Origin of the sequence: Micromonospora sp. NPDC001898 (assembly GCF_042891255.1) — a bacterium.
Lineage (GTDB): Bacteria > Actinomycetota > Actinomycetes > Mycobacteriales > Micromonosporaceae > Micromonospora.
This window is the reverse complement of record NZ_JBIATC010000001.1, coordinates 240,864-267,373: the sequence shown is the minus strand read 5'-3', so window position 1 is coordinate 267,373 and position 26,510 is coordinate 240,864. Positions and strand designations below refer to the sequence as shown.

General features: G+C 75.2%; 25 protein-coding genes, 2 pseudogenes and 1 riboswitch. Of the genes and pseudogenes, 10 read left to right on the top strand and 17 right to left on the bottom strand.

The features are described from left to right. Positions 1-96 precede the first annotated feature (96 nt). Together ACFYZF_RS01290 and thrC are read right to left on the bottom strand one after the other, a co-directional pair. Positions 97-1,116, bottom strand: a complete 1,020-nt coding sequence (locus tag ACFYZF_RS01290) for a GNAT family N-acetyltransferase (RefSeq protein ID WP_387014546.1) — start codon at positions 1,114-1,116, stop codon at positions 97-99. Positions 1,117-1,498: 382 nt separating this feature from the next. Next, positions 1,499-2,785, bottom strand: coding sequence for a threonine synthase (thrC, locus tag ACFYZF_RS01285; protein WP_387014543.1), 1,287 nt, complete (start codon positions 2,783-2,785; stop codon positions 1,499-1,501). A 12-nt stretch (positions 2,786-2,797) separates the two neighbouring features. After that, a riboswitch (SAM riboswitch) is annotated at positions 2,798-2,929 on the bottom strand. Between the two features lie 197 nt (positions 2,930-3,126). Between thrC and ACFYZF_RS01280 the strand changes: the two genes are divergently transcribed. Further along, entirely contained in the window at positions 3,127-3,582 is a 456-nt protein-coding gene (locus tag ACFYZF_RS01280; RefSeq protein WP_387014540.1) for a hypothetical protein, read from the top strand. Positions 3,583-3,724: 142 nt separating this feature from the next. Beyond that, the gene (locus ACFYZF_RS01275; RefSeq protein ID WP_387014538.1) at positions 3,725-4,435 is read left to right on the top strand and encodes a hypothetical protein; all 711 of its coding nucleotides are present in this window, start codon (positions 3,725-3,727) and stop codon (positions 4,433-4,435) included. A gap of 70 nt (positions 4,436-4,505) precedes the next feature. Here the strand turns inward: ACFYZF_RS01275 and ACFYZF_RS01270 are convergent, their stop codons facing one another. The 3 genes from ACFYZF_RS01270 to ACFYZF_RS01260 form a co-directional block, all read right to left on the bottom strand. Further along, complete coding sequence (locus ACFYZF_RS01270) at positions 4,506-4,955, bottom strand: DoxX family protein (RefSeq protein WP_387014535.1); 450 nt, start codon at positions 4,953-4,955, stop codon at positions 4,506-4,508. A gap of 337 nt (positions 4,956-5,292) precedes the next feature. Then, complete coding sequence (locus ACFYZF_RS01265; protein ID WP_387014532.1) at positions 5,293-6,165, bottom strand: ABC transporter permease; 873 nt, start codon at positions 6,163-6,165, stop codon at positions 5,293-5,295. Next, a complete protein-coding gene (locus tag ACFYZF_RS01260) occupies positions 6,165-9,035 on the bottom strand; it encodes an alpha/beta fold hydrolase (protein ID WP_387014530.1) in 2,871 nt (956 codons plus the stop codon). The genes ACFYZF_RS01265 and ACFYZF_RS01260 overlap by 1 nt, the downstream gene beginning before the upstream one ends. Before the next feature lie 379 nt (positions 9,036-9,414). Here ACFYZF_RS01260 and ACFYZF_RS01255 point away from each other — a divergent pair, with 379 nt between their 5' ends. From ACFYZF_RS01255 to ACFYZF_RS01225, 7 genes are all read left to right on the top strand, one after another. Next, a complete protein-coding gene (locus ACFYZF_RS01255; RefSeq protein ID WP_387014527.1) occupies positions 9,415-10,650 on the top strand; it encodes a hypothetical protein in 1,236 nt (411 codons plus the stop codon). Beyond that, a complete protein-coding gene (locus tag ACFYZF_RS01250; protein ID WP_387014524.1) occupies positions 10,637-13,576 on the top strand; it encodes a nitrate- and nitrite sensing domain-containing protein in 2,940 nt (979 codons plus the stop codon). The genes ACFYZF_RS01255 and ACFYZF_RS01250 overlap by 14 nt, the downstream gene beginning before the upstream one ends. After that, positions 13,573-14,046, top strand: a complete 474-nt coding sequence (locus ACFYZF_RS01245; protein WP_387014522.1) for a roadblock/LC7 domain-containing protein — start codon at positions 13,573-13,575, stop codon at positions 14,044-14,046. Before ACFYZF_RS01250 ends, ACFYZF_RS01245 begins: the two co-directional genes overlap by 4 nt. Further along, the gene (locus ACFYZF_RS01240; RefSeq protein ID WP_387014519.1) at positions 14,043-14,531 is read left to right on the top strand and encodes a DUF742 domain-containing protein; all 489 of its coding nucleotides are present in this window, start codon (positions 14,043-14,045) and stop codon (positions 14,529-14,531) included. Before ACFYZF_RS01245 ends, ACFYZF_RS01240 begins: the two co-directional genes overlap by 4 nt. Continuing rightward, positions 14,509-15,297 (top strand): ATP/GTP-binding protein, encoded by a 789-nt coding sequence (locus ACFYZF_RS01235; RefSeq protein ID WP_387014517.1) that lies wholly within the window; start codon positions 14,509-14,511, stop codon positions 15,295-15,297. Before ACFYZF_RS01240 ends, ACFYZF_RS01235 begins: the two co-directional genes overlap by 23 nt. A gap of 44 nt (positions 15,298-15,341) precedes the next feature. Then, positions 15,342-16,112 (top strand): hypothetical protein, encoded by a 771-nt coding sequence (locus tag ACFYZF_RS01230; protein WP_387014514.1) that lies wholly within the window; start codon positions 15,342-15,344, stop codon positions 16,110-16,112. 144 nt (positions 16,113-16,256) lie between these two features. Then, positions 16,257-18,554, top strand: coding sequence for an AAA family ATPase (locus ACFYZF_RS01225; protein WP_387014511.1), 2,298 nt, complete (start codon positions 16,257-16,259; stop codon positions 18,552-18,554). Between the two features lie 71 nt (positions 18,555-18,625). Here ACFYZF_RS01225 and ACFYZF_RS01220 read toward each other — a convergent pair whose 3' ends face one another. The 9 genes and pseudogenes from ACFYZF_RS01220 to ACFYZF_RS01180 all read right to left on the bottom strand — a co-directional run bounded on the left by ACFYZF_RS01220 (position 18,626) and on the right by ACFYZF_RS01180 (position 23,510). Next, entirely contained in the window at positions 18,626-19,045 is a 420-nt protein-coding gene (locus tag ACFYZF_RS01220) for a gas vesicle protein K (protein WP_387014508.1), read from the bottom strand. Next, positions 19,042-19,302, bottom strand: a complete 261-nt coding sequence (locus ACFYZF_RS01215) for a gas vesicle protein (RefSeq protein ID WP_387014505.1) — start codon at positions 19,300-19,302, stop codon at positions 19,042-19,044. Before ACFYZF_RS01215 ends, ACFYZF_RS01220 begins: the two co-directional genes overlap by 4 nt. Then, positions 19,296-20,144, bottom strand: coding sequence for a GvpL/GvpF family gas vesicle protein (locus tag ACFYZF_RS01210; protein ID WP_387014503.1), 849 nt, complete (start codon positions 20,142-20,144; stop codon positions 19,296-19,298). The genes ACFYZF_RS01215 and ACFYZF_RS01210 overlap by 7 nt, the downstream gene beginning before the upstream one ends. A 157-nt stretch (positions 20,145-20,301) precedes the next feature. Further along, positions 20,302-20,493: pseudogene (gvpJ, locus tag ACFYZF_RS01205) on the bottom strand (gas vesicle protein GvpJ); the annotation flags it as partial. A gap of 1 nt (position 20,494) precedes the next feature. After that, positions 20,495-20,848 (bottom strand): gas vesicle protein, encoded by a 354-nt coding sequence (locus ACFYZF_RS01200; RefSeq protein WP_387014500.1) that lies wholly within the window; start codon positions 20,846-20,848, stop codon positions 20,495-20,497. A 17-nt stretch (positions 20,849-20,865) separates the two neighbouring features. After that, the gene (locus tag ACFYZF_RS01195; RefSeq protein WP_387014497.1) at positions 20,866-21,159 is read right to left on the bottom strand and encodes a gas vesicle protein GvpG; all 294 of its coding nucleotides are present in this window, start codon (positions 21,157-21,159) and stop codon (positions 20,866-20,868) included. A 3-nt stretch (positions 21,160-21,162) separates the two neighbouring features. Next, on the bottom strand, positions 21,163-22,146 hold the full coding sequence (locus tag ACFYZF_RS01190; RefSeq protein WP_387015992.1) for a GvpL/GvpF family gas vesicle protein: 984 nt from the start codon (positions 22,144-22,146) through the stop codon (positions 21,163-21,165). After that, a pseudogene (gvpJ, locus tag ACFYZF_RS01185) lies at positions 22,141-22,320 on the bottom strand (gas vesicle protein GvpJ); the annotation flags it as partial. The pseudogene gvpJ (ACFYZF_RS01185) and the gene ACFYZF_RS01190, both read right to left, overlap by 6 nt. 35 nt (positions 22,321-22,355) lie before the next feature. Then, positions 22,356-23,510: an SRPBCC family protein gene (locus tag ACFYZF_RS01180; RefSeq protein WP_387014494.1), complete on the bottom strand. Its 1,155-nt coding sequence runs from the start codon at positions 23,508-23,510 to the stop codon at positions 22,356-22,358. Between the two features lie 56 nt (positions 23,511-23,566). Here ACFYZF_RS01180 and ACFYZF_RS01175 point away from each other — a divergent pair, with 56 nt between their 5' ends. Next, positions 23,567-23,695, top strand: a complete 129-nt coding sequence (locus tag ACFYZF_RS01175) for a hypothetical protein (RefSeq protein ID WP_387014492.1) — start codon at positions 23,567-23,569, stop codon at positions 23,693-23,695. Positions 23,696-24,293: 598 nt separating this feature from the next. Here the strand turns inward: ACFYZF_RS01175 and ACFYZF_RS01170 are convergent. The 3 genes from ACFYZF_RS01170 to ACFYZF_RS01160 all read right to left on the bottom strand — a co-directional run bounded on the left by ACFYZF_RS01170 (position 24,294) and on the right by ACFYZF_RS01160 (position 26,440). Continuing rightward, a complete protein-coding gene (locus tag ACFYZF_RS01170; protein ID WP_387014489.1) occupies positions 24,294-24,803 on the bottom strand; it encodes a GNAT family N-acetyltransferase in 510 nt (169 codons plus the stop codon). A 169-nt stretch (positions 24,804-24,972) separates the two neighbouring features. Beyond that, positions 24,973-25,926: a hypothetical protein gene (locus ACFYZF_RS01165; protein ID WP_387014486.1), complete on the bottom strand. Its 954-nt coding sequence runs from the start codon at positions 25,924-25,926 to the stop codon at positions 24,973-24,975. An 88-nt stretch (positions 25,927-26,014) separates the two neighbouring features. Then, entirely contained in the window at positions 26,015-26,440 is a 426-nt protein-coding gene (locus ACFYZF_RS01160; RefSeq protein WP_387014483.1) for a DUF3263 domain-containing protein, read from the bottom strand. Between the last annotated feature and the right edge of the window lie 70 nt (positions 26,441-26,510).

The window sequence follows — 26,510 nt, the reverse complement described above, 5'->3', positions numbered from 1 at the left end:
AACCGGACAGTAGGGGCCGACGACGCCGCCGCCGTGCCGGGACGCCGCTCGGGCCGGCGCGGGGCTGGGCAGCCGGGTGCCGCGACGGCGGGCCGGTCAGAGGGTGAGCTGCCAGTCGGTCCAGGTGTCGACGGGGCGGAAGCCGAGCCGCTCGTTGATGGCGATCATGTGCCCGTTGGCCACCGCGTTGAAGGTGTCCACGAAGCGCAGCTCCGGCTCGTGGGCGAGGGCGTACCGCAGGTTCTCCACCTTCGCCAGCAGCCCGAGCCGGTGCCCCCGGTGCGCCGGGTCGACGATGGTGATCTGCTGGAACGCGTGCCACGACGAAGTGGGGTCGACGTCGAGCAGCGTCCAGGCGACCAGCCGGCCGGACGCCACGTGCACCGCCCCGTGGTGGTAGCGGCGGCGGCCCCGGGCGTCCAGCGCACGCTCGACGCCACGCATCCGCTCGACGTCGACCCGCTCCGGCTCCCACACCAGGTCCCCCAGCGGGGCATCGGTCATCAGCCGGCCGTCGAGGTGGGCCACGTCGGCGACGTACTCGTCGGGGGCGGGCCCCCGCCAGCGGACGGTGCGGTAGCCGGCGGCGCTGGGCCGGGCGTCGGCGAGCAGGGCGTCGAGCGCGGCCGGGTCGAGCCGGGCGGCGTCGAGCCGGCGGCGGACCTCGGCGAGCGCCGGTCGCCCGCCCACCGCGGCGGCGAAGGCTCCACCGGCCCCGTCCCGTCCCGGCCCGTCGGGCAGGGCCGAGACGGCCATCCCGACCACCCGCTTGCGTCCCCGCTCGCGCAGCACCCGCAGGCCGTGCTCGTGCAGCGCCCGGCCGACACCGTGCCGGCGGTGCGCGGGGTCCACGAACAGGTCCACGGTGGCGTTGTCGGTGTTGTCGAGCTGCGGCAGGATCAGGCCGAGGTAGCCGGCCGGCACGCCGTCGCGGCGGGCGAGCGCCCAGACCGGCATCAGGCCCGGCATCGGGTGGCGGAGCCCGGCCTCCAGCCGCCGCCGGCACAGCGGCGGGAAGTCGGGGACGTCCGCAGCGTCGGCCGCCGCCCTGATCCGGTACGCCGCGTCGACCGCGCTCTGGTCGGCCGGGTCGATCGGCGTGATCGTGATGCCCATGGGCTGAGGGTGACCCGGGAAAGACGATCGGGCCAGCGAATTAACCGCTGGCCCGATCGGACGTGGTCGGGAGGGACGATCGCACAACGCCTTCGGCGTTGGGTCGCAAGAACTGAAAGTCTTCGGCGAAACGCCCTCCCGCACCGAGCATCTTGCGCCGTCCGGTTCCTGCCGTCAAGTCCTCGGCGACTGGTTTTTCTTACCCAGGGCTAAAAGTCGGTTACTCGGGGGATCCGCCCTATCCCCCGTCCGGGCGATCCACCGCCCACCGGACGGTCGGGTCCGGGGGCGGCGGGCAGGGCCGGTGGGGTGCGGCATGCGGCGTGCTTCCGGGCCTGGTGCGGGGAAGGGCCGCATCCCGCGCCAGGGTCGATCGAGCAGGTCAGCCGAGCAGGCCGGCGTCCCGGGCGGCGCGCAGCGAGGGCCTGATCCGGTGGGTCGGGCCGACCTGGCCGGCGACGGCGTCGATGGTCTTCAGCCCTTCGCCGGTGTTGAACACCACAGTCTCCGCCGTCGGGTCGAGCCGGCCGGACTCGACCAGCTTGCGCAGCACGGCGACGGTCACCCCGCCGGCCGTCTCGGCGAACACCCCGGTGGTCCGGGCCAGCAGCCGGATGCCGTCGCGGATCTCGTCGTCGTCGGCGTACTCCATCCAGCCGTCGGTGCGCCGGACCGCCTCCAGGGCGTACAGGCCGGCGGCCGGATCGCCGATGTTGAGCGACTTGGCGATGCCGGTCGGCCGGACCGGGGTGATGATGTCGGTGTCGGCGTGCAGGGCGGCGGCGATCGGGTTGCAGCCGGCGGACTGGGCGCCGAAGACCTTCCAGCCGCCGGCCGGGGCCTCGACGAGGCCGATCTCGACCAGCTCGCTGAACGCCTTGTCGATCTTGGTGAGCAGCTCACCGCTGGCCATCGGGATGACCACCTGGGCCGGGATGCGCCAGCCGAGCTGCTCGGCCACCTCGTACCCGAGGGTCTTGGAGCCCTCGGCGTAGTACGGGCGGACGTTGACGTTGACGAACGCCGTGTCCTCGAACTCGTCGGTCTCCACCAGCTCGCCGCAGAGCCGGTTCACGTCGTCGTACGAGCCGTCGACGGCGACCAGCTCGCCCCCGTAGACGGCGGTGGTGACCACCTTGCCCGCCTCCAGGTCGCTGGGGATGAACACGACCGAGGGGACCCCGGCGCGGGCCGCGTGCGCGGCGACCGAGTTGGCCAGGTTGCCGGTCGAGGCACAGGCGAACCGGGTGAAACCGAGCGCCCGGGCGGCGGTGAGGGCCACCGAGACCACCCGGTCCTTGAACGAGTGGGTGGGGTTCGCGCTGTCGTCCTTGACCCAGAGCGGGGCGGTGATGCCCAGCTCGGCGGCGAGGTTGGGCGCGGCGACCAGCGGGGTCAGGCCCGGGTCGACAGTCACCCGGGTGGCGGGGTCCTGACCGGCCGGGAGGAGGGCGGCGTACCGCCAGATGTTCTGCGGGCCGGCCTCGATCTGCTCGCGGGTCACCCGGGCCAGGGCGGCGGCGTCGTAGTCGACCTCAAGGGGGCCGAAGCACTCGTAACAGGCGTGCTGCGCGGCGAGCGGGTAGCGCGCGGTGCAGGCCCGGCAGACCAGTGCGCGGGCGGGGCTGGCGGTGGTGTCGATGCCGGACGCGGCGAGGGTCGACGTCATATCGAGAAGGTCCTCTCATCTTTCCCCGCATCGCACCCTGCGGCGGGGACGGAATTGGCACCTGTCCGCACCGCTCGTCATCGAGCGCGCGGGTGGTTGCCGGGGCTTCGTCGGGCCGTATCCCTCTGCCCCTCTGGATGAGGTATTCAGTTGTGCGCACGAGTCTACGGCGGATCGCCGGCTCCGCCACCCGGGGTTCCAGCGTGTGGGCCGCTCCGGGGCATTGAATTGGTCACACCGTCACCGTGGGAATCGACGCCATCACCACTCGCAACATTGAGCTTGATCGATTCCAAGGGGGGACCGCATGGGGGTTGGCCTGGGGTTTCTACGCTCACGGCGTGAATTACCCCTCGACGCCCGGCATCCCCGGGCCACCCCCGAAGTCCCGCGGGCTCAGCCGGACGACCCGCACCGTGATCATCGTGGTCGCCGTGGTGGCACTGCTCTGCTGCGCCGGCGCGGTCGTCGGCGGCCTCTGGCTGTTCCGCACCGTGCAGGGCGCCATCACCCCGGCCCGGGACGCCGCGACCGCGTACCTGGACGACACGAAGGCGGGCAACTACCCGGCCGCGTACGCCCGGCTCTGCGAGCGGCTGCGCAGCCGGCAGACCGAGGCGCAGTTCACCCGGGCCCGGCAGGCCGAGCCGCCCCTGGACGAGTACCGCGTCACCAACACCCAGGTGCACACCAGCAACGGCGACACCAGCGCCGAGGTGACCGTCAAGATCGCGGACCGGAACAGGGTCATCAGCCTGGTCAAGGAGGGCGACGACTGGCGGGTCTGCGGGGGCTGATCGGGTGACCCCGGCCGGTCGGGCCCCGCGCCCCCACCCCACCTCCCGGTACGCGGCCCGGCCGGGTGGCGAGGCCGACGATGCGGGTGGCGTGGGGCCGCTACGGTGCGGGAAGCCCACCCCCCGAGAGAGGAACTGGCCGATGCGCCGGACCCTGCCCAGCCTCGCGATCCTCGCCCTGGCCTGCCTGTTGACCGCGAGTTGCGACACCGGGGGGTCGACCTCCTCGGCGGGTACGACCACCGCTCCGGCCGCCGACGACCCGGCCGTCCCGGCGGAGGACGGCCCGGAGCCGGCCCCGGCGACGACGGGCCCCGCCGCCCCGCCGGAGCCGACCGTCGCCGGCACCACCGCCGCGCCGCCGAAGCCCGCGCCGAAGAAGGTGCCCGCCCTGACCTGCAAGCAGCTCGCCGGCGCCCACGTCGGCAGCACCAAGGTTCCCTACCAGGGGTACGCCGACTACCTCCCGCTGGCCGAGGGCGTCTGGTCCGGCGAGGACGGCGACACGGTCACCCTCCAGAAGCCCTGCGGGATCGGTGACCTGGACGGCGATGGCGCGGCGGACGCGGTCGGCGCGGTCACCCTGAACAGCGGGGGCAGCGGCACCTTCTACACGCTGGTGGTGTGGCGCAACGCCGACGGTGAGCCGGTCTACCGCAGCCTGGCCGAACTGGACGACCGAACCCCGGTCGTCTCGATCACCGTGTCGGGCGGCCGGGCGAAGGTCGTCTGGCTGACCCGCTCCGCCGACCGCAGCATGGCGGAGCTGGACATCCGGCGCACCTCGTACTACCAGCTCTCCGGCAGCACGTTCACCGAGGTCAGCCACACCGACGCGCCGTACAAGCCGTAGCGGTCGCGCCGCCGGCAGGGCGGTGTCCCGGCACTCGGACACCGCCCTGCCCCCGGCCCGCGCCGACGGGTCAGGCCGGCACCGACCGTTTGCCGGGGGCCACGGACCCGATGGCAGGCTCGGCGCGCCGCCGGATCAGGGTGTCCAGCGCCCAGGTACCCGGGCCGAGCACCGCTACCAGCACGAACGACCAGCAGAACAGCGCCGCCAACTCGCCGCCGTTGCGCAGCGGCAGCAGCCCTTCCGGCTGGTGCACCGCGAAGTAGGCGTACGCCATCGAGCCGGAGGCGAGCAGCGCGGCCGGGCGGGTGAAGAGCCCGGCGAGCACCAGCGCGCCGCAAGCTGCCTGGATCAGTGCGCCCCACCAGCCCGGCCACTCGCCGAACGGGACTGCCTGGCCGGTGCCCCGGGCGCCGCCGAACACGCCGAACAGCGACGACAGTCCGTGGGACAGGAACAGCAGGCCGACCACCATGCGGAACAGGGACAGGGCGGGCCCACCGAGTCGATCGAGATTCATCCGACACCTCCACAGTGACAGCATTCAATGCCACATCAGGTTGCCGGACTCATTTAGAAGAGTCGATCAGTTCCCTAGTTATAGGAAGGCTTCCACGACTCTAGAGGTCAAATTAGGACAACCTGCGGAGCTACCGGGACCTCGCCACAGGCCCGTGAATTCCTTCGAGCAGGAGGGAGCCGTGGTGACTGACTACCGGACTGTCCAACAGGCCTGGCCCCAGACCAACACACCCCGGTAGACCCCGTCGGGCGGCTCCCCATGATCGTCTGCTGATTCCCGGCCGCTGCCCACGCCCGGCCGACCACGACGGGCGGTGCGGGCCCCGCCTCGGCGGTCAGCTCGTGATGTCCTTGCGGGTGAAGCGCCAGAAGGCCAGCGACCAGAACAGCGTGGCGTAGGCGATCGCCGAGATGCAGCCGCGCACCACGTCGTCGGTCTGCACCGGCGTCGACAGCAGCCCCAGCCAGGCGTTGGCGTAGTGGGTGGGCAGGAACGCCCGGATCCCGCCGAGCGCGGTGATCTGGTCCAGGATGCTGGACAGGATCCACAGCAGCACCGCACCGCCGACCGCGCCGAGCGCCGCGTCCGTGACGACCGAGAGCAGGAACGCCAGCCCGGCCACCGCCAGCAGGACGACCGCCAGGTAGCCGAGCACGGCCAGCAGCCGCAGCAGCCCCTCCCCCGGGTCGAGCTGGGCCGCCACCTGACTGCTCAGCGGCTCCCAGCCGTACCGGAGCGTGCCGGCGAGCAGGGCGGTGCCGGCGAGCAGTAGCAGGGCCAGCCCCGAGTACGCGAGCGCGACCACCAGCTTCACCGCGAGCAGCCGGGCCCGGGGCACCGGGACGGCCAGCAGGTAGCGCAGGCTGCCCCAGCTCGCCTCGCTGGCCACCGTGTCGCCGCAGAACAGCGCCACCACCACGACCAGCAGGAACGACGCCGAGACCAGCAGCGCGAAGAGGGTGAAGTTCAGCCCGCCCGAGGTGGCCAGGTCGGACAGGCTCGCGAACTCGCCCCCGCCGTTGCGGTCGTCCTCGCCGGAGTCGAACTGGAACGCGATCAGGATGATCAACGGCAGCAGCACCATGAACCCGAGCGCGAGCTGGGTCCGCCGCCGGGATGCCTGCCGGCGGAACTCCGCCGCGAACGGCAGGGTGGCCGAGGGGCGGTAGCCCGCCGCCGCGCCCACCGTGGAGGACGACTGCGCCATCACCGGTCCCCGCTTCCCCGAGAGTTCTCGCCCACCAGGGCGAGGAACGCGTCCTCCAGGCGGCGGCGCGGCACCACCCGGTCCACCCCGATCCCCGCCCGGACCAGCTCGGCCACCACCTCGCTGCGCGCGGTGCCGTTGGTGTCCACCACCAGGTTCCCGTCGGAGTCCGGCAGCACCGTGACCCCGTCCAGCCGGCCCAGCACCTCGCGCGCGGCGGCCGGGTCGGTGACGTCGAGCAGCACGCTCGGCGACTCGCCGACGATGTCCTCGACCGGGCCGGACGCCACGATCCGCCCCTTGTTGACCACCACGGCGTGGGTGCAGGTCTGCTCCACCTCGGCGAGCAGGTGGCTGGAGACCAGCACGGCCCGCCCGTCGGTGGCGTAGCGCTGGAGCACCCGGCGCATCTCGGCGATCTGCGGCGGGTCCAGGCCGTCCGTCGGCTCGTCGAGCACCAGCAGCTCGGGCAGGCCGAGCATGGCCTGGGCGATGGCCAGCCGCTGCCGCATGCCGTGGCTGTACTTGCGGGTCTTGCGGTGCACCGAGTCGCCGAGCCCGGCGATCTCCAGCGCCTCGTCGAAGTGCGCGTCCGCCCAGGGCCGGCCGGTCGCCCGCCAGTACGCCTTGAGGTTGTCCAGCCCGGACAGGTGCGGCAGGAAGCCGGGGCCCTCGACCAGCGACCCGATCCGGGACAGCACCGGCGAGCCGGGCACCAGCCGGCGGCCGAAGACGTAGATCTCCCCGGCGGTCGGCTGGGTCAGCCCCATCAGCACCCGCAGGGTGGTGGTCTTGCCCGCGCCGTTGGGCCCGAGCAGACCGACGACCTGGCCGGGGTGCACCTCGAAGTCGACGTTCGACACGGCGACGAAGCCGTCGGCGTACTCCTTGCGGAGCTGCCGTACGGCCAGCGGGACGCCCGCGTACTCGGGGTGGACCGAGCTGTCCTGGCGGCGGTGCCGGCGGCGGGCCAGCAGGACGACCGCGACGAGCCCGACGGCGATCGCGGCCAGCAGCCCGGCGAGCACCCAGCGCCAGACGACGGCCGTGGTGGGGATCGGTTCGCCGGCAACGGTGGGCAGCACGACCGGGGCGTCGCCGGCCGCCACGGTGTAGACGGTCGGGTCGACCGGCGTGGTGTACGCCTGGTCGGTGGTGGCCACCGTGATCCGCAGCCGGTGACCGGCCTCGATGCGGCGGACGATCGCCGGCAACGTCACGGTGACGGGCGTCGCGGCATTGACCTCCGTCGGCAGCCCGGTGAGCCGGACCGGGGCGACCAGCCCGTTCGGCAGGGTCGCCGCGCCGGTCGGGTCGACGTCGTAGAGCTTGACGAACAGCACCGCCTCGCCGGTGGGCGACGCCGCCCGGATCGAGAACGTCGGCGCGCCGGCCACGTCCACCGCCTCGGCCAGCGGCTCCGACTCGAACCGGGCGTGCTGGCCCGGGACGTCGCCGGCCACCCCGTCCAGCAGCGAGCCGAGCGCGCCGGCGAACGGCACCGACGAGATGGCCGCCGGGTTGCCGTTCGGCGGGTTCGCGACGGGCTGGGCCGGGCCGGTCACCGCTACCTCGCGGCGTCCGTCGCCGGCCAGGCCCGGGTACTCGGCGGTGCGGAAGCCGGTGGCGACCAGGCCGCGGTCGAGGGCGTCGAAGCCGGCGATCCGGGAGTACGTGAAGTCGTCGCCCGGGGCCGACCCCTCGCCCTTGACGTAGTGGTCGAGCCACTGGACGGTCAGGTACTTCACCCGGTCGGAGTCGTTGCGCGGCCCCGCGCCGCCGTCGTGGCCGCCGGTGTACCAGGCGACCCGGACCGGGGTGCCGTTCGCCGCGATGCCGCGCGCGTTGGCGTCCGCCTCGGCGATCGGAAAGAGGCTGTCCGCCTCCCCCTGCACGAGCAGGGTCGGCGCCTTGATCTTGTCCAGCACCGGGGCCGGGCTGGACCGGCGCAGCAGCTCCACGTCGGCCTGTCCGGCCCGGCCGGTGGTGGCGATCCGCAGGTACGCGGCGCAGACGTCGGCGGCGAACCGGCCGCAGGCCGGGTCCGCCGCGCCCGCCGGGGTGCGCCCGGAGCCGGTGCCCGGCCCCGAGCCCGGTGCCGGGCTGGGCGGCCCGGCCGAGGCGGGGGCGCCCTCCGGCTCGGCGGCCGAGGTGCCGGAGAGCCCTGCGGGGCCGGAGCCGGCGTTGCCACCGCCGCCGAAGAAGATCCCGGCCCAGCCCTTCTTGAACACGCCGGAGGTGGCGTCCTTGCCGGTGCTCTCCGGCAGGAACGCGCGGGACAGGTCGTTCCAGGTGATCATGGGGACGATCGCGTCGACCCGCCGGTCCTGGGCGGCCAGCAGCAGGGCCAAACCGCCACCGTATGAGCCGCCGACCACCCCGACCCGGGGGTCGCCAGGTGCGTCGGTGCGCACCTCCGGGCGGGCGGCCAGCCAGTCCAGCAGCCGCTCGCCGTCCCGCACCTCGTGGTCGGGGCTGTCCAGGTGGATCTGGCCGCCGCTGCGGCCGAAGCCCCGGGCGGTCCAGGCGAGCACCGCGTACCCCTGGGCGGCCAGGTCCTCGGCGTCGGCCCGGACCGACTCCTTCGTGCCGCCGAAGCCGTGCGCGAGCAGCACCGCGGGCACCTTGCGGCCGGCCGACGCATCGTCCGGCAGGTAGAACGTGGTGTCCAGGTCCACCGGCTCGTCGCCTGTCGGCCCGGACCGGACGGTGACCAGCGCGGACTCGGTGCGGAAGCCGGCCTCGTCGGACCGGGTCGCCCACACCGCGACGGCGGCCACCAGCACGGCCGCCACCGACCCGGCGACGATCCGGCGGCGGCGGGTGCCCAGGGCCCGTCGGACCGGTGCGACCGGCAACGGCGATCTCATGGGGCACCACGGTACGGGGCCGTTCCTGACCGTTGGCTGAGATCCTCCGTACGTCCGTCCTGTGCGGCCGATCGGCGGCCGGATCGGATCGACCGCGCAGGGTACGGCGCGGCCCAGTGAGATGAATTCGGATCACGTGAATTCCGATGTTCCTTCCAAAATCACATCCGATCCATCCATGTCCACCGACCCATCGGCACCAAGAGTGCATCTGTCCTGCACATGGCGTGACATCGTTCGAAGTGACGCAAGACTGACCGACCGGCGGCTCTGCCGGCCCTGCCTGGTCGGTTAGTTTTCCGGTCCGGTGAGCGGGACTGCATCGGCGACCCCCGACACCTGCCCGCCCCCGCCGTCGCCGTCGCCGGAGGAGCCATCCATGACCGTCCCTGCGGAGCGGGGCCCCCGACGGCCCGCCCTCCCGGGTCGCGTGCTGCCGCTGCTGCTCGTCGTGGCACTGCTCGTGCCGGTGGCGTTCCTCTTCGCCCAACAGCGGCGGCTCACCGGCGACGACCGAGGGCTCGCGGTCCGTGAGCGGATGGGCGTGGAGTACCTGCGGGCCCTCGGCCCCGTCACCCTGGCCCTGGTCGACGCCCAGTCAGCCGCCGTCGCCGGGCGGACCGCCTCCGGCGAGGCGCTGAACCGGGCGGTGCAGGACGCCGCCTCGGTGGACACCCGCATCGGCGACCAGCTACGCACCCACGACCGGTGGACCGGGCTACGGGCCAAGCTGGAGGCGCTGCCCGACCGGGAGCTGACCGATCCGGAGGCGGCCTTCGTCGCGTACGGCGAGGTCACCGACCTGCTGCTGGCCCTGCACCGCAAGGTACGGGAGGGTTCCGGGCTGATGCGCGACCCGCAGTCGGACTCGTTCTTCCTCCAGGACGCCGTCAGCGAGGAGCTGCCCGAGGCGCTCGTGACCGCCGGCCGCCTCGCCGACCTGGCCACCCTCGCCGCCCGGCGCCCCGCCGCCGAGCGGATCCGTACCGGGCCCGAGCTGGCCGGCCTGCGGGTGGCCGCCCTCACTCCCGCCACCGACCTGGTCGCCGACCTACGCGCGGCGGTCGACAGCACGGAGAGCACCAAACTCGGCGCCAACGTGCTCACCCCGCTCGACAACTACCAGCGGGCCGTCGAGCGGCTCGCCGCGCTCTCCGCCCCGACCGGCCAGGCCGGCACCGAGGACGCCCCGGGGCTGGGCGGGCTGACCGAACTCACCGCCGCCCGGAACAACGCGCAGAGCGCCGCCAGGCAGCTACAGCCGGTCATCCTCGACGAGCTGGACGTGCTGCTGCGGGAACGGGTCGACCGGCTCGACCGGGAGCGGTGGCTGGCCGGGGCGGCTCTCGGAGCGGCTGTCCTGCTGGTCGCCGCGCTCGCGGCGATGCTGCTCGCCGCGTACCGTCGGGCCCGCCGGCGGGTCGTCGGGGAGCACCGGGCCGACGAGGACGCCGGCGCGTCGCCGGGCGGCACCGGCTGGATACCGCCGGGCGAGCCCCGGGGGCCCGCCCCGCTCGGCACGCTCGCCCCGGCCGAGCCCCGGACGCTCCAGCCGGCAGGGCGAGGCCGCGCCGCCGGCACCGAACGGTGGGGGCCCTTCGATGCTGCTCGGTAGGCTCCGCATCCGGGGCAAGCTCGCCCTGCTGGTGATCATTCCGCTGCTCAGCATGGTCGGGCTCACCGTGCCGGTGGTGCTCGACCGGATCGCCGCCGCCGGGCGGGCCGCGGACACCGCCGAGAGCGTCCGGGTGGCCAGCCGGGTCGGCACGCTGGTGCAGGGCATCCAGCAGGAGCGCCTGCTCTCGGTCGGGCTGTTGCTCGGCCGGGTCACCCGCACCGAGCTGATCCAGGCGTCAGCCACCGTGGACGACCGGGCCGCCGACCTGCGCGCCGAACTGGGCGACCAGCTCCCCGCCCGGGTCGCCACCGCCCTGGACGGGGTGCGGCGGCTGGCCGACCTGCGTACCGCCGTGCTGGCCGGCCGGGCCACCCCCACCCAGGTCATGGAGACCTTCGGCCCGGTCTCCATGACGCTGATCGACTCGCTGCGGCTGCCCTGGCAGGTCGACACCACCACCACGATCGGCCAGCAGGTGCTGGCCCTGGACGCGCTGCTGCGCACCGACGAGTGGATCGGGGCGTGCGCCACCCTGATCGTCCTGGTCCGGGCCACCGGCGACCCGCAGATCTCCGCCAGCTACCTCGCCTGCATGGCCAGGCTGAACGTGAACAACGAGCGGTTCCGCAGCCTGATCACCCCGGAGCAGCGCCAGCTGGCCCTGCTCGACGACGCGGCGGTGGCCGCCCGGACCAGCCCGGCGTTCCTCGCCCACAGCGTGCGGGACCCCGTCGCCGCGATCTCCATGATCCCGCTGGACACGCTCTTCCCGTCGGTCCGCTCGATGATCACCCTCGGCCAGTTCGTCGAGAAGAAGATCATCGCGGACGTCACCACGCAGGTACGGGCCGAACAGCAGCGGGCGCTCGTCGCCGCCTGGCTGGTCGGCGACGCGGCGTTCGCCATCCTGCTGGTCGTGGTGCTGCTCAGCGTGGCGGTGGCCCGGACGGTGGCCCGCCCGCTGACCCGGCTCACCCACAGCGCCGACCGGGTCGCCCGGGCCGCCGAAGCCGAACTGGTCCGGATCGCCGACGACGAGATCGAGAGCGTCCCGCCGATCCGCCTCGACCCGGTCGACGTCCGGGGGCGGGATGAGGTCGGCGACCTGGCCCGCGCGTTCGAGCGGGTGCAGACCACCGCGGCGCGGCTGGTGGAGCGGCAGGTCGCCGGGCGGCGCAACGTGGCGCAGATGTTCGGGCACGTGGGACGCCGCACGCAGAACCTGGTGGGCCGGCAGCTCGCGCTCATCGACCAGCTGGAACGGCAGGAGACCGACCCGACCCGGCTGGAGCACCTGTACCGCCTCGACCACGTCTCCAGCCGGCTGCGCCGCAACGCCGGCAGCCTCGTCGTGCTCTCCGGGTCGACCGACGCCGACGGGCACGTCGCGCCGGTGCCGCTGGCCGACGCGGTGCGCCTCGCCCTCGGCGAGATCGAGGACTACACCCGGGTCGACGTGCAGGTCCCGCCCGGTGTGTCCGCGGCACCGGCGATCGTCGGCGACCTGGTGCTGGCGGCGGCGGAGCTGATGGAGAACGCCACCGTCTTCTCCCCGCCGCACACCCGGGTGACGGTCACCGCCGCGCCGACCGAGGGCGGGATCCGGCTGTCGGTGGTGGACCGGGGCATCGGGATGACCGAGAAGCGGCTGGCCGAGGCGAACGCCCGGCTCACCCGCCGGGAGCGGCTCGACCTCGCCCCGACCGAGGTGCTCGGCCTGTTCGTGGTGGGCCGGCTGGCCCGCCGGCACGGCTGGACCGTGGACCTCGTCCCGACCGCTGTCGGCGGGGTCACCGCCCGGCTGGAGATCCCGTCGGCGCTGCTGGTCGTACCGCCGGCCGACCGGGCGGGGGCCAACGTGGCCCGGGCGTCGGCGCCGGACCGGGACCGGCGGACCACCCCCGCCCGGCCGGAGCCGATCGGCCCCCGGCGGGCCCTGGCCGCCGTCGCCGCGTCGCCCCACCCGACGGTCGGGGCCGACCCGCTAGACCCGACGGCGTCGCCCGGGTTCGACCCCGAGCTGCTCAGCCGGGCCACCCGGTCCATGGGGTCCGGAGAGTCCTGGAACGCCTTCGGGGCCGACACCGGGGCCTCGGCCGCCTGGGCCGGCGGGCCGGACCGGACCGGCGCTTCTGCCGCCGGCCCGCCGCCACCCGTGATCACCCCGCCGACCGCCGACGTCACGCCGGTCGTGTCCGGTGCCGCCGCTCCCCCGGCGGCCTCCGGCGCGGCCCGGCCGCCCCGTGACGGCGCGGCGGTCGGCGGGGCCGGCCCCGCCGCCGCGCCGCCGCTGCCCGTGCGGACCCGGGGCACATCCTTCCCCGCCGGGCCGCTGTTCGGCAGGCCCGGCCCGCCACCCGGACCGCAGACCGGGCTGCAAAGCGGGCCGCAGACCGGGCCGCGAACCGGGCCGCAGACCGCGCCGCAGACCGCGCCGCAGACCGGGCCGCAGATCAGGCCGATGCCCCGGGCGGGGGCGGGCGCCGGGTCGGTCCCGCCGGTCGCCGGGCCGGGTGGGTCGGTGGCCGGCGCCCTGCGCGGCGGCTCGGGCATCCGGCAGCGCATCCCCGGGGCGAGCCTGCCCCGCACCGGGCCGGTGGCCGGCCCGGTGGACGCGTCCACCGCCGATCCGGCCGCCGCCCGCGCCCTGGTCGAGGAGTTCGAGGCCGGGGTACGCCGGGCGGGGCTGCGGGCCCCGACCGGCGACCCGGCCCCGGTGGACGCGCCGCCGGCTTCGCCCCGGCTGAGCCGCCGCGTCCCCGGCGCCAACCTGACCGTCTCGCCGCCCCGGCCCCTGCCGGTCTCCGACCCCGGCGACCCGGCCGAGGTGCGGGACCTGATCAACCAGTTCGAGGCGGGCGTCGCCCGTGCTCTGCGCGAAGTCTGTCCAGCCCGCCGCCATGAAAAGGGATCAACACGGTGACCAGCCCGTTCCTGCACGACAACGTCGAGCACCAGAACCACCCCGGCGCCGGGGACCTCAGCCCCGAGGCCCGGACCTTCAACTGGCTGCTGGACTCCTTCACCTCCAGCACCGCCGGGGTGATGGAGGCGATCGCGGTCTCCTCCGACGGGCTGCTGATGGCCATGTCGGCGATCAAGGACCGGTCGAACGCCGAACGCCTCGCCGCCGTGGTCTCCGGCATGACGAGCCTCGCCGGCGGCGCGGCGAGCTGGTACGCCCTCGGCGGGCTGAACCGGGTGATCGTCGACATGACCGACGGCTACCTGTTGATCAGCGCGATCAGCAGCGGATCCGTGCTCGGGGTGGTCGCCGACCGGTCAGCGAACCTCGGCACCGTGGCGTACGAGATGACCCTCTTCGCCGGGCGGGCCGGCGGCGCCCTCACCCCACGACTGATCGTCGAGCTGAAGAACGCCGTCCAACAGTGAGTTCGGACGCCGCCGGCACCGGGCCGGGTCCGGAACCCACGGTCCGGATCCGGCCCTACCTGCGGGCGTCGTCCCCGGGCGGCGACGGCGGGCCGGACAGCGTCCCTGGTTCGCCGGCCGACCCCGAGCCGGAGCGGCCGGCCGGCCCGCGCCCGTTCGTGCTGACCGCCGGCCGGGTGGCCGGGGCGGACCCGGCGATCGGACTGGAGACCCAGGTGACCGCCCGGGCCGAGGCCGGAGGGTGGATCGCCACATCCGCGTCCCGGCTCGCCCCGGAGCTCCAGGCGATCATCGCGCTCTGCGGCGAGCCGATCTCGGTCGCCGAGATCTCGGCCCGGACCCGCATGCACTTCGGCGTCACCCGGGTCCTGGTCGGCGACCTGCGGGGCGCCGGCCACCTCGACGTGCACGTCGGCGCGGCCGAGGACGCCCTTGACCCCGACATCATCCTGCGAGTGATTGATGGACTCCGTGCGATCTCCTGAATGGCCGGCGGCCCCGCTCGGCGGGCTCGCCGCCAACAGCGCCACCACCCGCTACGGCACTCCGGCGGGCGCCGCGCCGGCCACCGGACGGGCCACTCCGCCGGCCCCACCGCCGCCGTACCCACCGCCGACGGCCCCACCACCGCCGTACCGGCCGCAGGCCGGGCCGCAGCACGCCGCGCCGGACCGTGGTCCGGGCCGGGTCGCCCCACCGATCCCGGTCAAGATCCTCATTGCCGGCGGGTTCGGGGTCGGCAAGACCACCACGGTCGGGGCCATCTCCGAGATCACCCCGCTGACCACCGAGGCGGAGATGACCAGCGTCGGGATCGGCATCGACGACCCGGGCGGGCAGTCCGGCAAGACCACCACCACGGTGGCGATGGACTTCGGCTGCGTGACCATCGACCGCAGCCTCAAGCTCTACCTCTTCGGCACCCCCGGCCAGGCCCGGTTCGGATTCATGTGGGACGACCTGGCCCGGGGGGCGCTGGGCGCGCTGGTCGTGGTGGACAGCACCCGGCTGGACGACTGCTACCCGGCGATCGACTTCTTCGAGCGGGCCGGGCTGCCGTTCGTGGTCGGGGTGAACGCCTTCGACGGCCGGCTGGCCCTGGACCTCACCTCGATCCGGTGGGCCCTGGCCATCGGCGACCAGGTGCCCCTGATCCGGTTCGACGCCCGGGACCGGCTCTCGGTGCGGGACGCCCTGCTGGTCGTCCTGGACCGGGCACTGGACCGGGCCACCCGGGAGGGGCGGGACTGAACGAGCCCTGCCTCGGGATCCGTTTCACCGGAAGGGGTGGCGACATGAGAGGTGACCTGGACGAGACACTCGCCCGGCTGGCCCGGCGCGAGGAGGCGCTCCGGCGGCGGGGTGCCGAGCCGGCCGAGGAGCCCGGCCGGAAGGCGGCAGCCCCGTCCGCCGCCGACGCCGCCGGGGTGCCGCCGGGGAGCGACGCCGGACGGGGCCGGCCGGGCGGGGCAACCGTCCCGAGCCGGCCGGCGGGCGACCCCGTCCCGGTTCCCCCGGAAGGCGGCGACGTCGGCCCGAGCGGGCCGGCGACCGGCACCCCGTCGGACCGGACGGACGGGGACGCGGACCGGCTGGCCGACCCGTCGGGCCGGGCCGGGGCCCTCCGCGCCCTGCCGGCCGGACCTACGGGCGGCCCGACGGGCGGCCCGGTGAGCGGCACGGTGAGCGGCACGGTGAGCGGCACGACGGGCGGCGGGGTAGGTGCTGCCGGCGGCACGTTGGACGCCTCCGTCAGGCGGGATCCGGTGGCGGAGGTCGCCGAGGCGGTCGCCCGGGTGGTGGCGACGCACCCCGGCGTGACGGTCACGATCCGGGTGGAGCACGACGGGCAGGCGTACCCGCTGCGGGTCGGCTGGTCGGGCGGGCGGGTGACGGTCGGCGCGGAGGCGGCCACCGTCCCGCCGCCGGTCTGGCCGCTGTCGGTCAGGACCGTGCCGGCGTGGGTGCCCGACCCGGACCGGCTCACGGCGGACCCGGCGGGCCGGCTTGCGGAGCTGATCCGGCGCGACCAGTCCCTGCTCGGCGGCCCCGGCGACCGCCCCTGACTCCACCGCCCTGAACCCCGCCGCTCTCATCCGGCGGCCGACACCGACGGGCGACGAACGTGTGGGCGACGGCGCGGGGCGGTCCGGCCTGGCTCGACGGCGCTTGTGCGGGGTCTTCCTTTTCCCGGCGGCTACCCTCGGGCGATGGCCGCACCCGACCTGACCCTCACCGCCAGCCTGCGCCCCGCCGCGCTGGACGCCCGACGCGGCGTTGTCCGGTTGCACCCGGAGGTGCTGACCGCACTGGCGCTGCGGTCCGGCGACCCGGTCCGGCTGGCCGGGCGGCGGGTGACCGCCGGCATCGTCGCCCCGGCCGGGCCGGCCGCGAGCACCGCCCTGCTCTACGCCGACGATCTGCTGCTGGGCAACCTCGGCATCCGCGACGGCGGGCAGGTGACGGTGAGCCGGGCGCCGGTGGTCCCCGCCCGCCGGGTGACCCTGGCCGGACCGGTCCAGGTGGTCGCCGCCGTCTCCCCGGAGATGCTGCGGCTCGCCCTGCTCGGCAAGGTGGTGACCGCCGGGGACGACGTCTCCCTGCTGCCCCAGGACGTGCTGCCGGACGCCTCCGTACGCACGCTCGTCGAGGCAGCCCGGCGCAGCCTCTCCAGCACGGTCGGGTACGCCTGGACCAGCACCCTACTCACCGTGACCGCCGCCGAGCCGGGCTTCGGGGCGCTGGTCACCATGGACACGGTGGTCGGCTGGGAGCACGGCCAGACCACCCGGACCGGCGGCCGGCCCGGCGCGGCCCGCCCCGGCACCGGGCCGGACGGCGGTACGGCCGACCGACCCGGACGGACCGACGCCTCGGCCGACCGGGCCGCCGGGACCGACGAGCCGGCCGACCGGGTCGGCGAGGCGGGCGGGGCCGAGGACGCGCCCGGCGTGGACGAGCTGCCCGGGCTGCGGGCCCAGGCCGAGGAGTTGACCGAACTGCTCGACCTCGGCTTCCACCACCGGGAGGTGCTGGGCCGGCTGAGCACCGCCGTGTCGCTCGGGGTGCTGATCGCCGGGCCCGCCGGGTCGGGCAAGTCCGCGCTGGTCCGGGCCGTCGCCGCCCGGGTGGGCGCGACCGTCCGCCCGCTCTGGGCCCCCGAGCTGGCGGCGCTCACCAACGACGCGGCGGCGCGACGGCTGCGCGCCGCCGCCGACGAGGTACGCGGAAACGCCCCGGCCGTGCTGCTGGTCACCGACGTGGAGGCGCTCGCCCCCGCCGAGAACCCCGGGCCGCTGTCCACCGTCTTCCGGCAGTTGCTCGCCGAGACCGTCCGGGCCGGGACGGCGGTGGTCTGCACGACCAGCCGTCCCGAGGCGGTCGACCCCGCGCTGCGCGCGCCGGACCTGCTCTCGCTACGGATCACCGTTCCCCTGCCCGACCAGGCACTGCGCCGGGAGCAGCTCACCGTGCTGACCCGACAGGTGCCGCTGGCCGGGGACGTCCGGCTCGACGAGGTCGCCGGGCGTACCCCGGGGTTCGTCGCCGCCGACCTGGCCGCGCTGGTCCGGGAGGCCGGGGTGCGGGCGGCTCTGCGGCAGAAGTCGGCCGAGTCGCCGACGGTGGCGATGACCGACTTCACCGCCGCCCTGGAGGTGGTCCGGCCGACCACGATGGCCGGGTCCACCCTGGAGCTGGCCAACGTCACCCTCGACGACGTGGGGGACATGGTCGAGGTCAAGGAGACGCTGACCGAATCGGTGCTCTGGCCCCTGACCTACCCGGACACCTTCGCCCGGCTCGGGGTGCAGCCGCCGCGCGGGGTGCTGCTCTACGGGCCGCCCGGCTGCGGCAAGACGTACCTGGTCACGGCGCTGGCCGGGTCGGGCCGGGCGAACGTGCTCTCGGTGAAGGGCGCGGAGCTGCTGTCGAAGTGGGTCGGCGAGAGCGAGCGGGCGGTCCGGGAGCTGTTCCGCCGGGCCCGGGAGGCCGCCCCGACGCTGGTGTTCCTCGACGAGGTGGACGCGCTCGCCCCGGTTCGCGGGCAGGCCAGCGACGGGGGCACCACCGACCGGGTGGTCGCCGCCCTGCTCACCGAGCTGGACGGGGTGGAGTCGCTGCGCAACGTGGTGGTGGTCGGCGCGACCAACCGCCCCGACCTGGTGGACCCGGCCCTGCTGCGGCCCGGCCGGCTGGAGCGGCTGGTGTACGTGCCCCCGCCGGACGGGGCGGCCAGGGCGGAGATCCTGCGCGCCTCCGCCCGCAACGTCCCACTGGCCGACGACGTCGACCTCGCCGCGCTCGCCGACAGGCTGGACGGCTTCTCGGCTGCCGACTGCGCGGCGCTGGTCCGGGAGGCCGCGCTCGCCGCGATGCGGGAGTCGTTGAGCGCGTCGACAGTCACCGCCGGGCACGTCGAGTCCGCGCGACGGCGGGTCCGGCCGTCCCTCGACCCCGACCAGGTCGCCTGGCTGGCGGCGTACGCGGAGGCCCGGGCAGCGCGCTGAGGACGGGCCGGCGCGGGGGCTGTCGGCCGGTCGCGGCGGGGTCGGTCCGCCCGCGCGGTCGGCCCGGGTGGTCAGTCCGTCGGCAGCAGCGGGCCGAGGGGGCCGAGGTCCAGGTTCAGGTCCTCGGGAGCCAGGCCGAAGTACTCCCGCAGCCCGGTCATCTGCTCCTCGAGCGCCATCAGCGTGACGCCGATCCGCTCCACCTGTTCGCCGGTGAGGTCGCCCACCTCGACCCGGCGCAGCGCCTGGCGTTCCATGAGCTGCCGCAGCAGCTCGATCACGGTGAGCACGAGGCTGGCCAGCCCCCGCTCGACGGAGTCCCGGTCCACGGCGAGCCGCCGATCCAGCGGCGTCACCCGGGGCGCCCGCCACCGCGGCTCGTCAAGGGCGGCGGCCAGTTCCCTCGCCTCCTCCCACCGGACGACCCCGTCCGGCCCGGCCGTGCCGTCCCGCCGGGCTCCGGCGTCCCGATCGGGGTCGGTGCCGGTCATTCCGCCGCCCCGTCGGGCAGGCCGGGCGGGTACGGCCCCGCTGTCACCGGCGGTTCAGGCGGGACGAGCGCGCCGACCGAGGCGACCAGCGCCCGCAGGGAGATCCGCACCAGGTCGACGTCGGCGATGGCGATGGTGATGTCCCCGGAGACCACCACGCCCCGGGCGAGCACCCGGTCGAGCACGTCCACCAGCGCCACCGACCGGTACGCCAGCGGGTCGTCCGCGCTGCTCGGCGCGAGGGCGGTGGTCACCATGCCGGCTCCTTGACGGTCAGCGCCGGCTCCGGCGGGCGGTCCTCGGCGAAGGAGTACGCCGGCCAGGGGCCCGTGAGCTCCAGGCGTACCTCGGGGTGCCGGCCGGCCAGCGCGGCGACCAGGCCGGTGAACCCGCCGAGGGTGGGGACGTCCACCAGGTACGCCCCGTTGAGCACCATCGCGGTGGGCGCACCGGAGAGCCGGCGGTCCTGCGGCGCGTGCCGGCGGGCGGCCACGGCGTACCCGGCGAGGGCGTCGTGCACGACTGCGGCAGCCTCGGCGGCGGCCCGCTGACCCTCGTCCCGGGCCGTCAGCTCCGCCCGGCGCCGCCGCAGGTACGCGGCCCCGGCCCCCTCGGACCCGGCCCCGCCGCCCGCGGCGGCGTGGGCGGTCGCGCCCGGCACGGCGTACCCCTTGACGCCCCACTCGGCGCGGCCGGTGAGCCGGTCGAGGGTGGCCGCCAGCTCGGCCCGGCGTTCGGCGAGCAGCCGGGCGACGCCCCGCTCGTCGCGGTAGACGGTGGCGAGCCGGGTCGGCACCACCGCGCCGGCCCGGGACAGCGCGGCCACCACCTCGTGGTGCGTGCGCGCGGCCCGCTCCAGCCAGGTCAGGTCCTCCAGGTTGCGGCGCAGCGCCTCCTCGCCGTACTCGGTCAGCGGCGCGGTGCTCACCACGGCGACCAGGCCGGCGGCCGGCACGCCCCGCAGCGGCCCGCCGTCCATCCCGGTGACGGCGGGCAGCGTGGCCGGGTCGGCCTCGCGGGCCACCCCGTGCAGCCAGCACCCGGCGGCGTCGCCGACGGGTTCCGGGTCGCCCGGAACCGGCTCAGCGGTCCAGCTCATCGCGGTCCTCCCTCAACACGGCGGCCCGCCGGGCCACCCGGGGCCGCCGTTCGGCCTCGACCTCCTCGGGGTCCCGGGGGCCCGGCTCCACCGGCGGTCGGGCCCGCGAGCTGAGCCACGGGTCGTGTTCCCACCAGTCGATGCCGATCTGCCGCGCGGTGTCGACCGACGCGATGACCAGGCGCAGCTTCAGCGTCAGAAGCTCGATGTCGAGCAGGCTGACCCGGATGTCGCCGGCGATCACGATGCCCCGGTCGAGCACCCGTTCGAGGATGTCGCCGAGGTTCGCCGGCTCGTGGCCGGCCGGCAGCACCTGGCCGGAGTTCTGCACCACCGACGGACTGGTCATCTCAGCCCACCTCGCCCTTCCCGCGCTGGTAGCGGCGCACCCGCCGGTACCCGAGCAGTTCCCCGTCGACGTCAATGTCGATCTCGTACAGGCCGAGGAGGTCGGTGGAGGCGGGAATCCGGTGGTCCTCGACCACCTCCACCCCCACCCGCCAGCCCTCGTCCGTGGACTCCAGCGAGACGACGCCCTGCGGCTCCCGGCCGGCGAGGGTGGTGATCAGGCGCAGCCCCTCGCGGGCCGCCTCGGCCGCCGGCAACGGTTCGGGGTACTCCTCGTCGTCGTACCGGTCGTCGTCGCGTTCCCCCGGCCGCCCGTCCGCTGGCGCACCGACGTCCCGGATCCGTCCCTGGGTCATCCCGCCCACCTCCCTGGTCAGCCCTTCTGCCTGCCGTTGCCGGCCCGCCGCCGCGCGCCGCCGTCGGCCCGCCTCGTTCCGCGCCCGCCCGGCGGCGTCAGCCGGTCGAGGACCCGTTGCTGGCCCCGGTCCCGCTCCCGCTCCGTGATGTCACCGGCCGCCGCTGCCCGGTCGAGTTCCTCCAGCTCCCGGCGCACGTTCGCCGGGTTGTGCTGCTGGGACTCGGCCTCCCGGGCGATCACCTTCACCACCGCGGTCAGCCCTCGCACCGGGGCGTACGGCAGGGTCAGCAGCGCCCAGAGGATGTCCACCGGTCACCCCGCCAGCTGGTGCGCGGCGACGAAGTCGTACGGGGCGTGCGGGCCGAGCAGCCGCATCCGGAGCAGGTCCCGGCGCCCCCCGGCGTACGCCTCCAGCGCGTCGACGAACTCGTCCGCCCGCGCGGAGTCCACCAGGAACGCCAGGTTCACCGCGTCCAGTTCGCTGCTCGGCGGGCGGGCCACGCTGTCCACCACGAGCGGCCTCACGCCGTCCAGAACGTGCCGGTTCTCCGCCTCCCGGCGCAGCTCCACCGCCTGGCTGACGATCTCGCCGAGCCGGATCCGCTGCGGCCGGGTCGCCGCCTCCGGCTGCCCGCGTACCTGCCGGGCCAGGTCGGCGGCCTCCGGGTCGGCGGCGAGCAGTTCCCCGAGCAGCGGCTGCTCGTGGTAGCGGCCGTGCACCGTGTACTCGATCCGGTCCTCGAACCCGTCGAGGGCCGCCGCGAACCGGTCGTGGTGGGCGGTGAGCAGCTCGGTCACCGCGTCCGGGCCGGTGACCACGGTGCCGAAGCGCACCGGCAGCACCGGCGCCACCGCCGCCGTCCCGTCCAGCAGTTTTTGGTACGCGGTCAGGTCGGCCGGCCGGCCCAGCGGCTCCTCCAGCCCCACCTCGCTGACCAACGCGGCCAGCTCACCGTGTCGAATCGCCGTGACCTCGCCCGGCGGGTCGCCGACCCCGGCGGCGTCCTGGGTCGGCTCCACGTCGGACGGCACGATGCCGTAGACGAACAGCCCCGTCCCGTCGGCTACCTCACGGCCCCCCGTTCCCCCGGCGCGCTCGCCGGGCCACCTCCCCGACGCCGCCGAACTTCCGGGCGGTTCCGCCGGCCGCCTCCTCGACGCCGCCGAACTTCCGGGCGGTTCCGCCGGCGGCGTCGCCGGGGCCGGCGGTAAGCCCCGCGCGGCTTCCGCGACGTTCCCGACCAGGCCGGCGAGCCCGTCGCCCTCGACGGGGGAGATGTCCAACCGGTCCACCATCTCGGCGAAGCGCAGGTACGTCTCGATGCTCGCCACCACCACCCGGGCGTTGATCTCCAGCAGCGGGATGCCGAGCACTCCGACGGCGACCTGGGCGTCGATCACCACGCCCTTGTCGAGCACGGTCTCCACCACGTCGGCCAGTCCCCCGACCGCACCGCCGGCCTGCTCCAGCGCGCCGCCGCCCCCGGCGCCTCCCGTGGTGACCGTCACTCGCCCCGCTCCTGTCGCCGACGTCGGACCACGGGTCGCCAGGGCGGCTCCGGGCGGCGGCGGGCCGCCGGGCGGGGACGTTCCGGCTCCTCCCGGGGCACCGGTTCCTCCCGGGGCTCCCGGCGGCGGGGGCGTACCTGCTCCTCGCGGGGCTGCGGGCGGCGGGCCACCTCCGGCTGGCGGCGGCGCGGCGGCGGCTCCTCCTCTTCCGCTTCCTCTTCCTCCTCGTCGTACTCCTCGTCCGCGTACTCGCCGTACTCCTCGGCGCGGGGGCGGGGGCGCTGCTCCCGCTCCTCCCGCTCCTCGCGCTCCTCACGAAGGGCGGTCTCGTGGTCCCGCACCACCTCCGAGTCCTCGATCTCGCCTCGCCAGCCCTGCACGGAGTCCGGGTCGAGGATCGTCTGCGTCATCACGTGCCGGACGAAGTGCTTCAGCTCCAGCCGCACCCGCCGGCCCTGGGCCCGCCAGAGGTTGCCGGTGTGCTCGAAGAAGCCCTGCGGGTGGTACTCCAGAACGACCAGGATCCGGGTCAGGTCGGGGGTCAGCTCGTGGAAACTGACGGTGCCGTCCACCGAGCCCTTCTCGCCCTTCGAGCGCCAGTGGATCAGCCGATCCGGGATCTGCCGGACGATGGTCGACTCCCAGGTCCGGTGCGACCAGAGCACCTGCGCCTTCCAGGTCAGCTTCTCGTCGCCGTCCGCGTCGACGGTCTCGACCTTCTTCATGAAGCTCGGGAAGTCGCCGAACTGCGTCCACTGGTCGTACGCGACCCGGATCGGCACGCCCACCTCGATCGACTCGACGATGTTGGTGACCTTGAGCTTCTTCGAGCCGCCCTTGCCGCCTCCCTTGCCGCCTCTGCCGAGAGCCGACATCAGTTTCTCCTTACCGCCGGCCAGGCCGGCATGGAACATGGCCTTCACCGGGGCCTTGCCCTCGGCGAGCTTCTGGGTGCCCGTGGCCGCGGCGATCAGGCCGGGGCCGCCGCCCTGCTGGGCGTACTCGCTGAGCCGCCCGGTCACGCCGGTTGCCTTCTCCGTCACCGCCGTCACCGCGCGCTCACCGAGCGCCGAGGCGAGGTTGCGCAGCTCGCCGCCGAGCTGGGCCCGGGCCCTGCCGGCGAGGCCACCAGGCTTCATGTTCTCGGCCATGGTCACCGTCCCCGCCGGCTGCCGGTGTCCTCGGTTCCGGGCTTCGGCCCGTCCCCTTGACCCTCGCCCTGACCCTGGCCCTCGCCCTGGCCCTGGCCCTGGCCCTGGCCCTGGCCCTGGCCCTGGCCCTGGCCCTGGCCCTGGCCCTGGCCCGACTCTTCGCGTCGGCCGTCGTTGCCTCCTGACGCGCCGGACGACCTACGGCGCAGGGCGTCCGCGCTGCCGCGCAACCGGCCGCTCACGGCGTCGATGCTGTTGCCGGCCGCAGCGGTCGCGGCGGCCCTGCCGGCCGAGACGAGGGGTCCGCCGAGGCGGCTGAGGCCGCTCAACTGGGGGGACGACTGGAGCAGTTCCCGGCCCTGCTTCAACAGCCCACCGGGACTTCGGCTGGCCCGCCCGGCCGCCACGGCGGTGGCCAGGACGAGGGCGGTGCGCAGCTTCCGTCGGCGACCGAGAAGATAGCCGAACCCCACCGCGAGTCCGATTCGCACTCCGCTCTTCATCAGTTCTCCTTAGCTCCCCGGTAGGAGGGAAAGTCCTTTTCGGTAAAGGCCGGGAAACAGCTACCGGGGATCAGCGCAACAGCGGCCTATGCCTGGACGTCCCGCTTCAAGCGGACGGGCGGGCAGTACCCGTCGGCGTTACCGCGAAACGTCCAGGTCGCACTCGCTGTGCAGGCCGGACGGGCGCATCAGGAGGCCCGGTCGGATACCTCGCGGTAGAGGGTGAAGACGACAGCCGGAACGATCCCCGATACGGGGAGACAATCGTTTCGGGGTGGGCTCAGAAAGTGGGCGGGGTGGCGTCTAGACTGATTTCCGCCCGCACCGCGTCGCCGTCCTCGACCAGTTTCGCACCGCATTTGCGGAGCACGGAAATGGCCCCGGCGTTGTCCCGCGTGGTTTCCGCCACGACAGTGTGCATTCCGGCCGCCGCCGCGAGGTTGAGCAGTTCGCGCAGGGCCGCCGCGCCCACGCCCTGCCCCCGGGCGGACCGGCCGAGCCAGACGCCCGCCTCCACCGTCCCTGGCTCGGCGCGGCGGGTCATCCGGATCATCCCCAGCACCTCGCCGCTGACCAGCACGACGTACATCGCGGTGCGGGACGGGCCGGCGAGGCCCGCGAAGCCCGTGCGGTAGTAGTCGCGGAACGCCTGCCGGCGGGCGTGCGACCACCCGGCTGGCGCGTCGACCGGGGGCATCACGTCGTCCGGCTCGGCCTCGGCGACCGCCGCCGAGAGCAGCGGTTCGAGGTTCCGCTCGCCAACCGGCTCCAGCCGCACCGCACCCGTCACGTGCCGCAGTCTGCCGGTCCGCACCCGCCCGAGTCCACCCTTTGCCGTACCGCTCCCCCGGTCCGGCGCGGGTACGACCTGGTCAGACCGTCTGCGCCCCGCCGCAGCGGGGCGGCGGCGGCCCGGCCGAGCGGGGCCGGGCGGGCATCGGCCGCCGCCCGGCGGACTGTCACCCCGGGTCGAACTCGCAGAGGACGGCCGAGGCGTCGTCGGTGGGCTTGTGCCGGCGCAGCCGGTCGGGCCGGTCACGCTCCGCGGCGCGGACCCGGTCGACGAGCGCGCCCGGCCCCTCGGCGGTGACCAGGTCCAGCAACCCCGCCCAGTCGAAGAGCCCGAACTGCTCCACCGCGCAGGAGGCGCCGTCGGTGAGCAGGGCGGCGCGGCGCAGCCCGCCCGGCCCGCGCAGCGGCACCGTCCCGGTGAGCGCGTGGTACGCGGCGTCGGGGTCGGCGGCGGCGACCCAGTAGCCGTGCGTGCGGTTCATCCGCTCCCGTTGCAGCCCCACGGCCCGCCGGAACCGGTCGGTCCGGTCGCCGTCACCGGCCGGTTCCGGCAGGGTGCCCACCGTCCGACGCAGGTCGGCCATCGCGGTCTCCAGCCGGTCGTCGGCGACCACCTCGACCCGGCCGCCGAGGTCGAGCACCAGCGGACTGTCACAGAGCACCAGCCAGTCGACCTCGTTCCCGCCGGCGCGCAGCAGGCAGACCGTCGACGAGGGTGTGCCGGGGTGGTCGAGGTCGCAGTCGCCGCCGTGGTCCGCCCGAACCGCCAGGATCGCCGCCGCGAGGCTGCTCATCAGCGTGGCCGCCGGGCGGGCGGCGGTGGCCAGCCCGAGCCGGGCGGCGAGGTGCCGGACGTACCAGGCCGGCCCGTGCCGGCAGCCCGTGTCGAAGCCCTCCGGTACGGTCGCCCCGTCCAGGACCCCGACCAGAGGGCCGAACCGGAATACCAGATCCTCGTTGACCGCTCGGCCGGGGGCCGGAGCGGACGCCGACCGTACCCGCATCATCGGTCCCGCCGACCCGGCGCGGGTTCCCGGCCCGGCCGCCGCCTCCGCCGTCGCGGTGTCCGCCCGCCCGGCACGATCCCTGCCGGCCGGTACGCCCCGGTGCCCTGCCGTCATCCTCCGCTCCTTCCGCCATCGCGCCGGCTACCCGGCCCCGCCGGGGACATTCCCGTCCGGGGCGAGCCACGCGGCGGGCCGGGCCGGGTCAGCGCCGCCGGTTGCGGGCCCGCGAGGAGCGCAGGCGGCGCAGCCGGCCGATCAGCACCGGCTCGGCGGCCAGGGCGGCAGGGTTGTCCAGCAGCCCGTTGAGCAGTTGGTAGTAGCGCGTCGCGGAGAGGCCGAAGCCGTCCCGGATTGCCTGCTCCTTCGCGCCGGCGTGCCGCCACCACTGCTGCTCGAAGGCGAGGATGCGCCGCTCGCGCTCGGTGAGGCCGGCGGCACCGGGGGCCGGCGCGGGTGGCGCGGACGCCGGCGCGACGGACTCGGGCGCGGACCGGGGCAGCGGGACGACCTGTTCCCGGCCGCCCGCGTCCTCCGGAGCCTCCGCGCCCGGAATCGCCCGGTCGCCGTCGCCGGGGCGCCCCGGCTCGGGCCGGTCGGTGGCGGCCGGGGAGGCGTCGGCAGGCGGCATGGCGCTCCTCACGCGGGCGTGCGAAGGGCCGGCAGAGGCACGCCGACCAGGGGATCACCAGCCTAACCAG

What these genes read in the sequence shown, in the direction of transcription:
- ACFYZF_RS01290 (WP_387014546.1), bottom strand. Translation starts at nt 1,116, where the DNA reads ATGGGCATCACGATCACGCCGATCGACCCGGCCGACCAGAGCGCGGTC.
- ACFYZF_RS01200 (WP_387014500.1), bottom strand. Translation starts at nt 20,848, where the DNA reads ATGACCCAGGGACGGATCCGGGACGTCGGTGCGCCAGCGGACGGGCGG.
- ACFYZF_RS01230 (WP_387014514.1), top strand. Translation starts at nt 15,342, where the DNA reads ATGAGAGGTGACCTGGACGAGACACTCGCCCGGCTGGCCCGGCGCGAG.
- ACFYZF_RS01275 (WP_387014538.1), top strand. Translation starts at nt 3,725, where the DNA reads ATGCGCCGGACCCTGCCCAGCCTCGCGATCCTCGCCCTGGCCTGCCTG.
- ACFYZF_RS01220 (WP_387014508.1), bottom strand. Translation starts at nt 19,045, where the DNA reads ATGACCGGCACCGACCCCGATCGGGACGCCGGAGCCCGGCGGGACGGC.
- ACFYZF_RS01260 (WP_387014530.1), bottom strand. Translation starts at nt 9,035, where the DNA reads ATGAGATCGCCGTTGCCGGTCGCACCGGTCCGACGGGCCCTGGGCACC.
- ACFYZF_RS01265 (WP_387014532.1), bottom strand. Translation starts at nt 6,165, where the DNA reads ATGGCGCAGTCGTCCTCCACGGTGGGCGCGGCGGCGGGCTACCGCCCC.
- ACFYZF_RS01190 (WP_387015992.1), bottom strand. Translation starts at nt 22,146, where the DNA reads ATGGTGGACCGGTTGGACATCTCCCCCGTCGAGGGCGACGGGCTCGCC.
- ACFYZF_RS01215 (WP_387014505.1), bottom strand. Translation starts at nt 19,302, where the DNA reads ATGGTGACCACCGCCCTCGCGCCGAGCAGCGCGGACGACCCGCTGGCG.
- ACFYZF_RS01210 (WP_387014503.1), bottom strand. Translation starts at nt 20,144, where the DNA reads ATGAGCTGGACCGCTGAGCCGGTTCCGGGCGACCCGGAACCCGTCGGC.
- ACFYZF_RS01165 (WP_387014486.1), bottom strand. Translation starts at nt 25,926, where the DNA reads ATGACGGCAGGGCACCGGGGCGTACCGGCCGGCAGGGATCGTGCCGGG.
- ACFYZF_RS01160 (WP_387014483.1), bottom strand. Translation starts at nt 26,440, where the DNA reads ATGCCGCCTGCCGACGCCTCCCCGGCCGCCACCGACCGGCCCGAGCCG.
- ACFYZF_RS01255 (WP_387014527.1), top strand. Translation starts at nt 9,415, where the DNA reads ATGACCGTCCCTGCGGAGCGGGGCCCCCGACGGCCCGCCCTCCCGGGT.
- ACFYZF_RS01225 (WP_387014511.1), top strand. Translation starts at nt 16,257, where the DNA reads ATGGCCGCACCCGACCTGACCCTCACCGCCAGCCTGCGCCCCGCCGCG.
- ACFYZF_RS01180 (WP_387014494.1), bottom strand. Translation starts at nt 23,510, where the DNA reads ATGGCCGAGAACATGAAGCCTGGTGGCCTCGCCGGCAGGGCCCGGGCC.
- thrC (WP_387014543.1), bottom strand. Translation starts at nt 2,785, where the DNA reads ATGACGTCGACCCTCGCCGCGTCCGGCATCGACACCACCGCCAGCCCC.
- ACFYZF_RS01250 (WP_387014524.1), top strand. Translation starts at nt 10,637, where the DNA reads ATGCTGCTCGGTAGGCTCCGCATCCGGGGCAAGCTCGCCCTGCTGGTG.
- ACFYZF_RS01235 (WP_387014517.1), top strand. Translation starts at nt 14,509, where the DNA reads ATGGACTCCGTGCGATCTCCTGAATGGCCGGCGGCCCCGCTCGGCGGG.
- ACFYZF_RS01270 (WP_387014535.1), bottom strand. Translation starts at nt 4,955, where the DNA reads ATGAATCTCGATCGACTCGGTGGGCCCGCCCTGTCCCTGTTCCGCATG.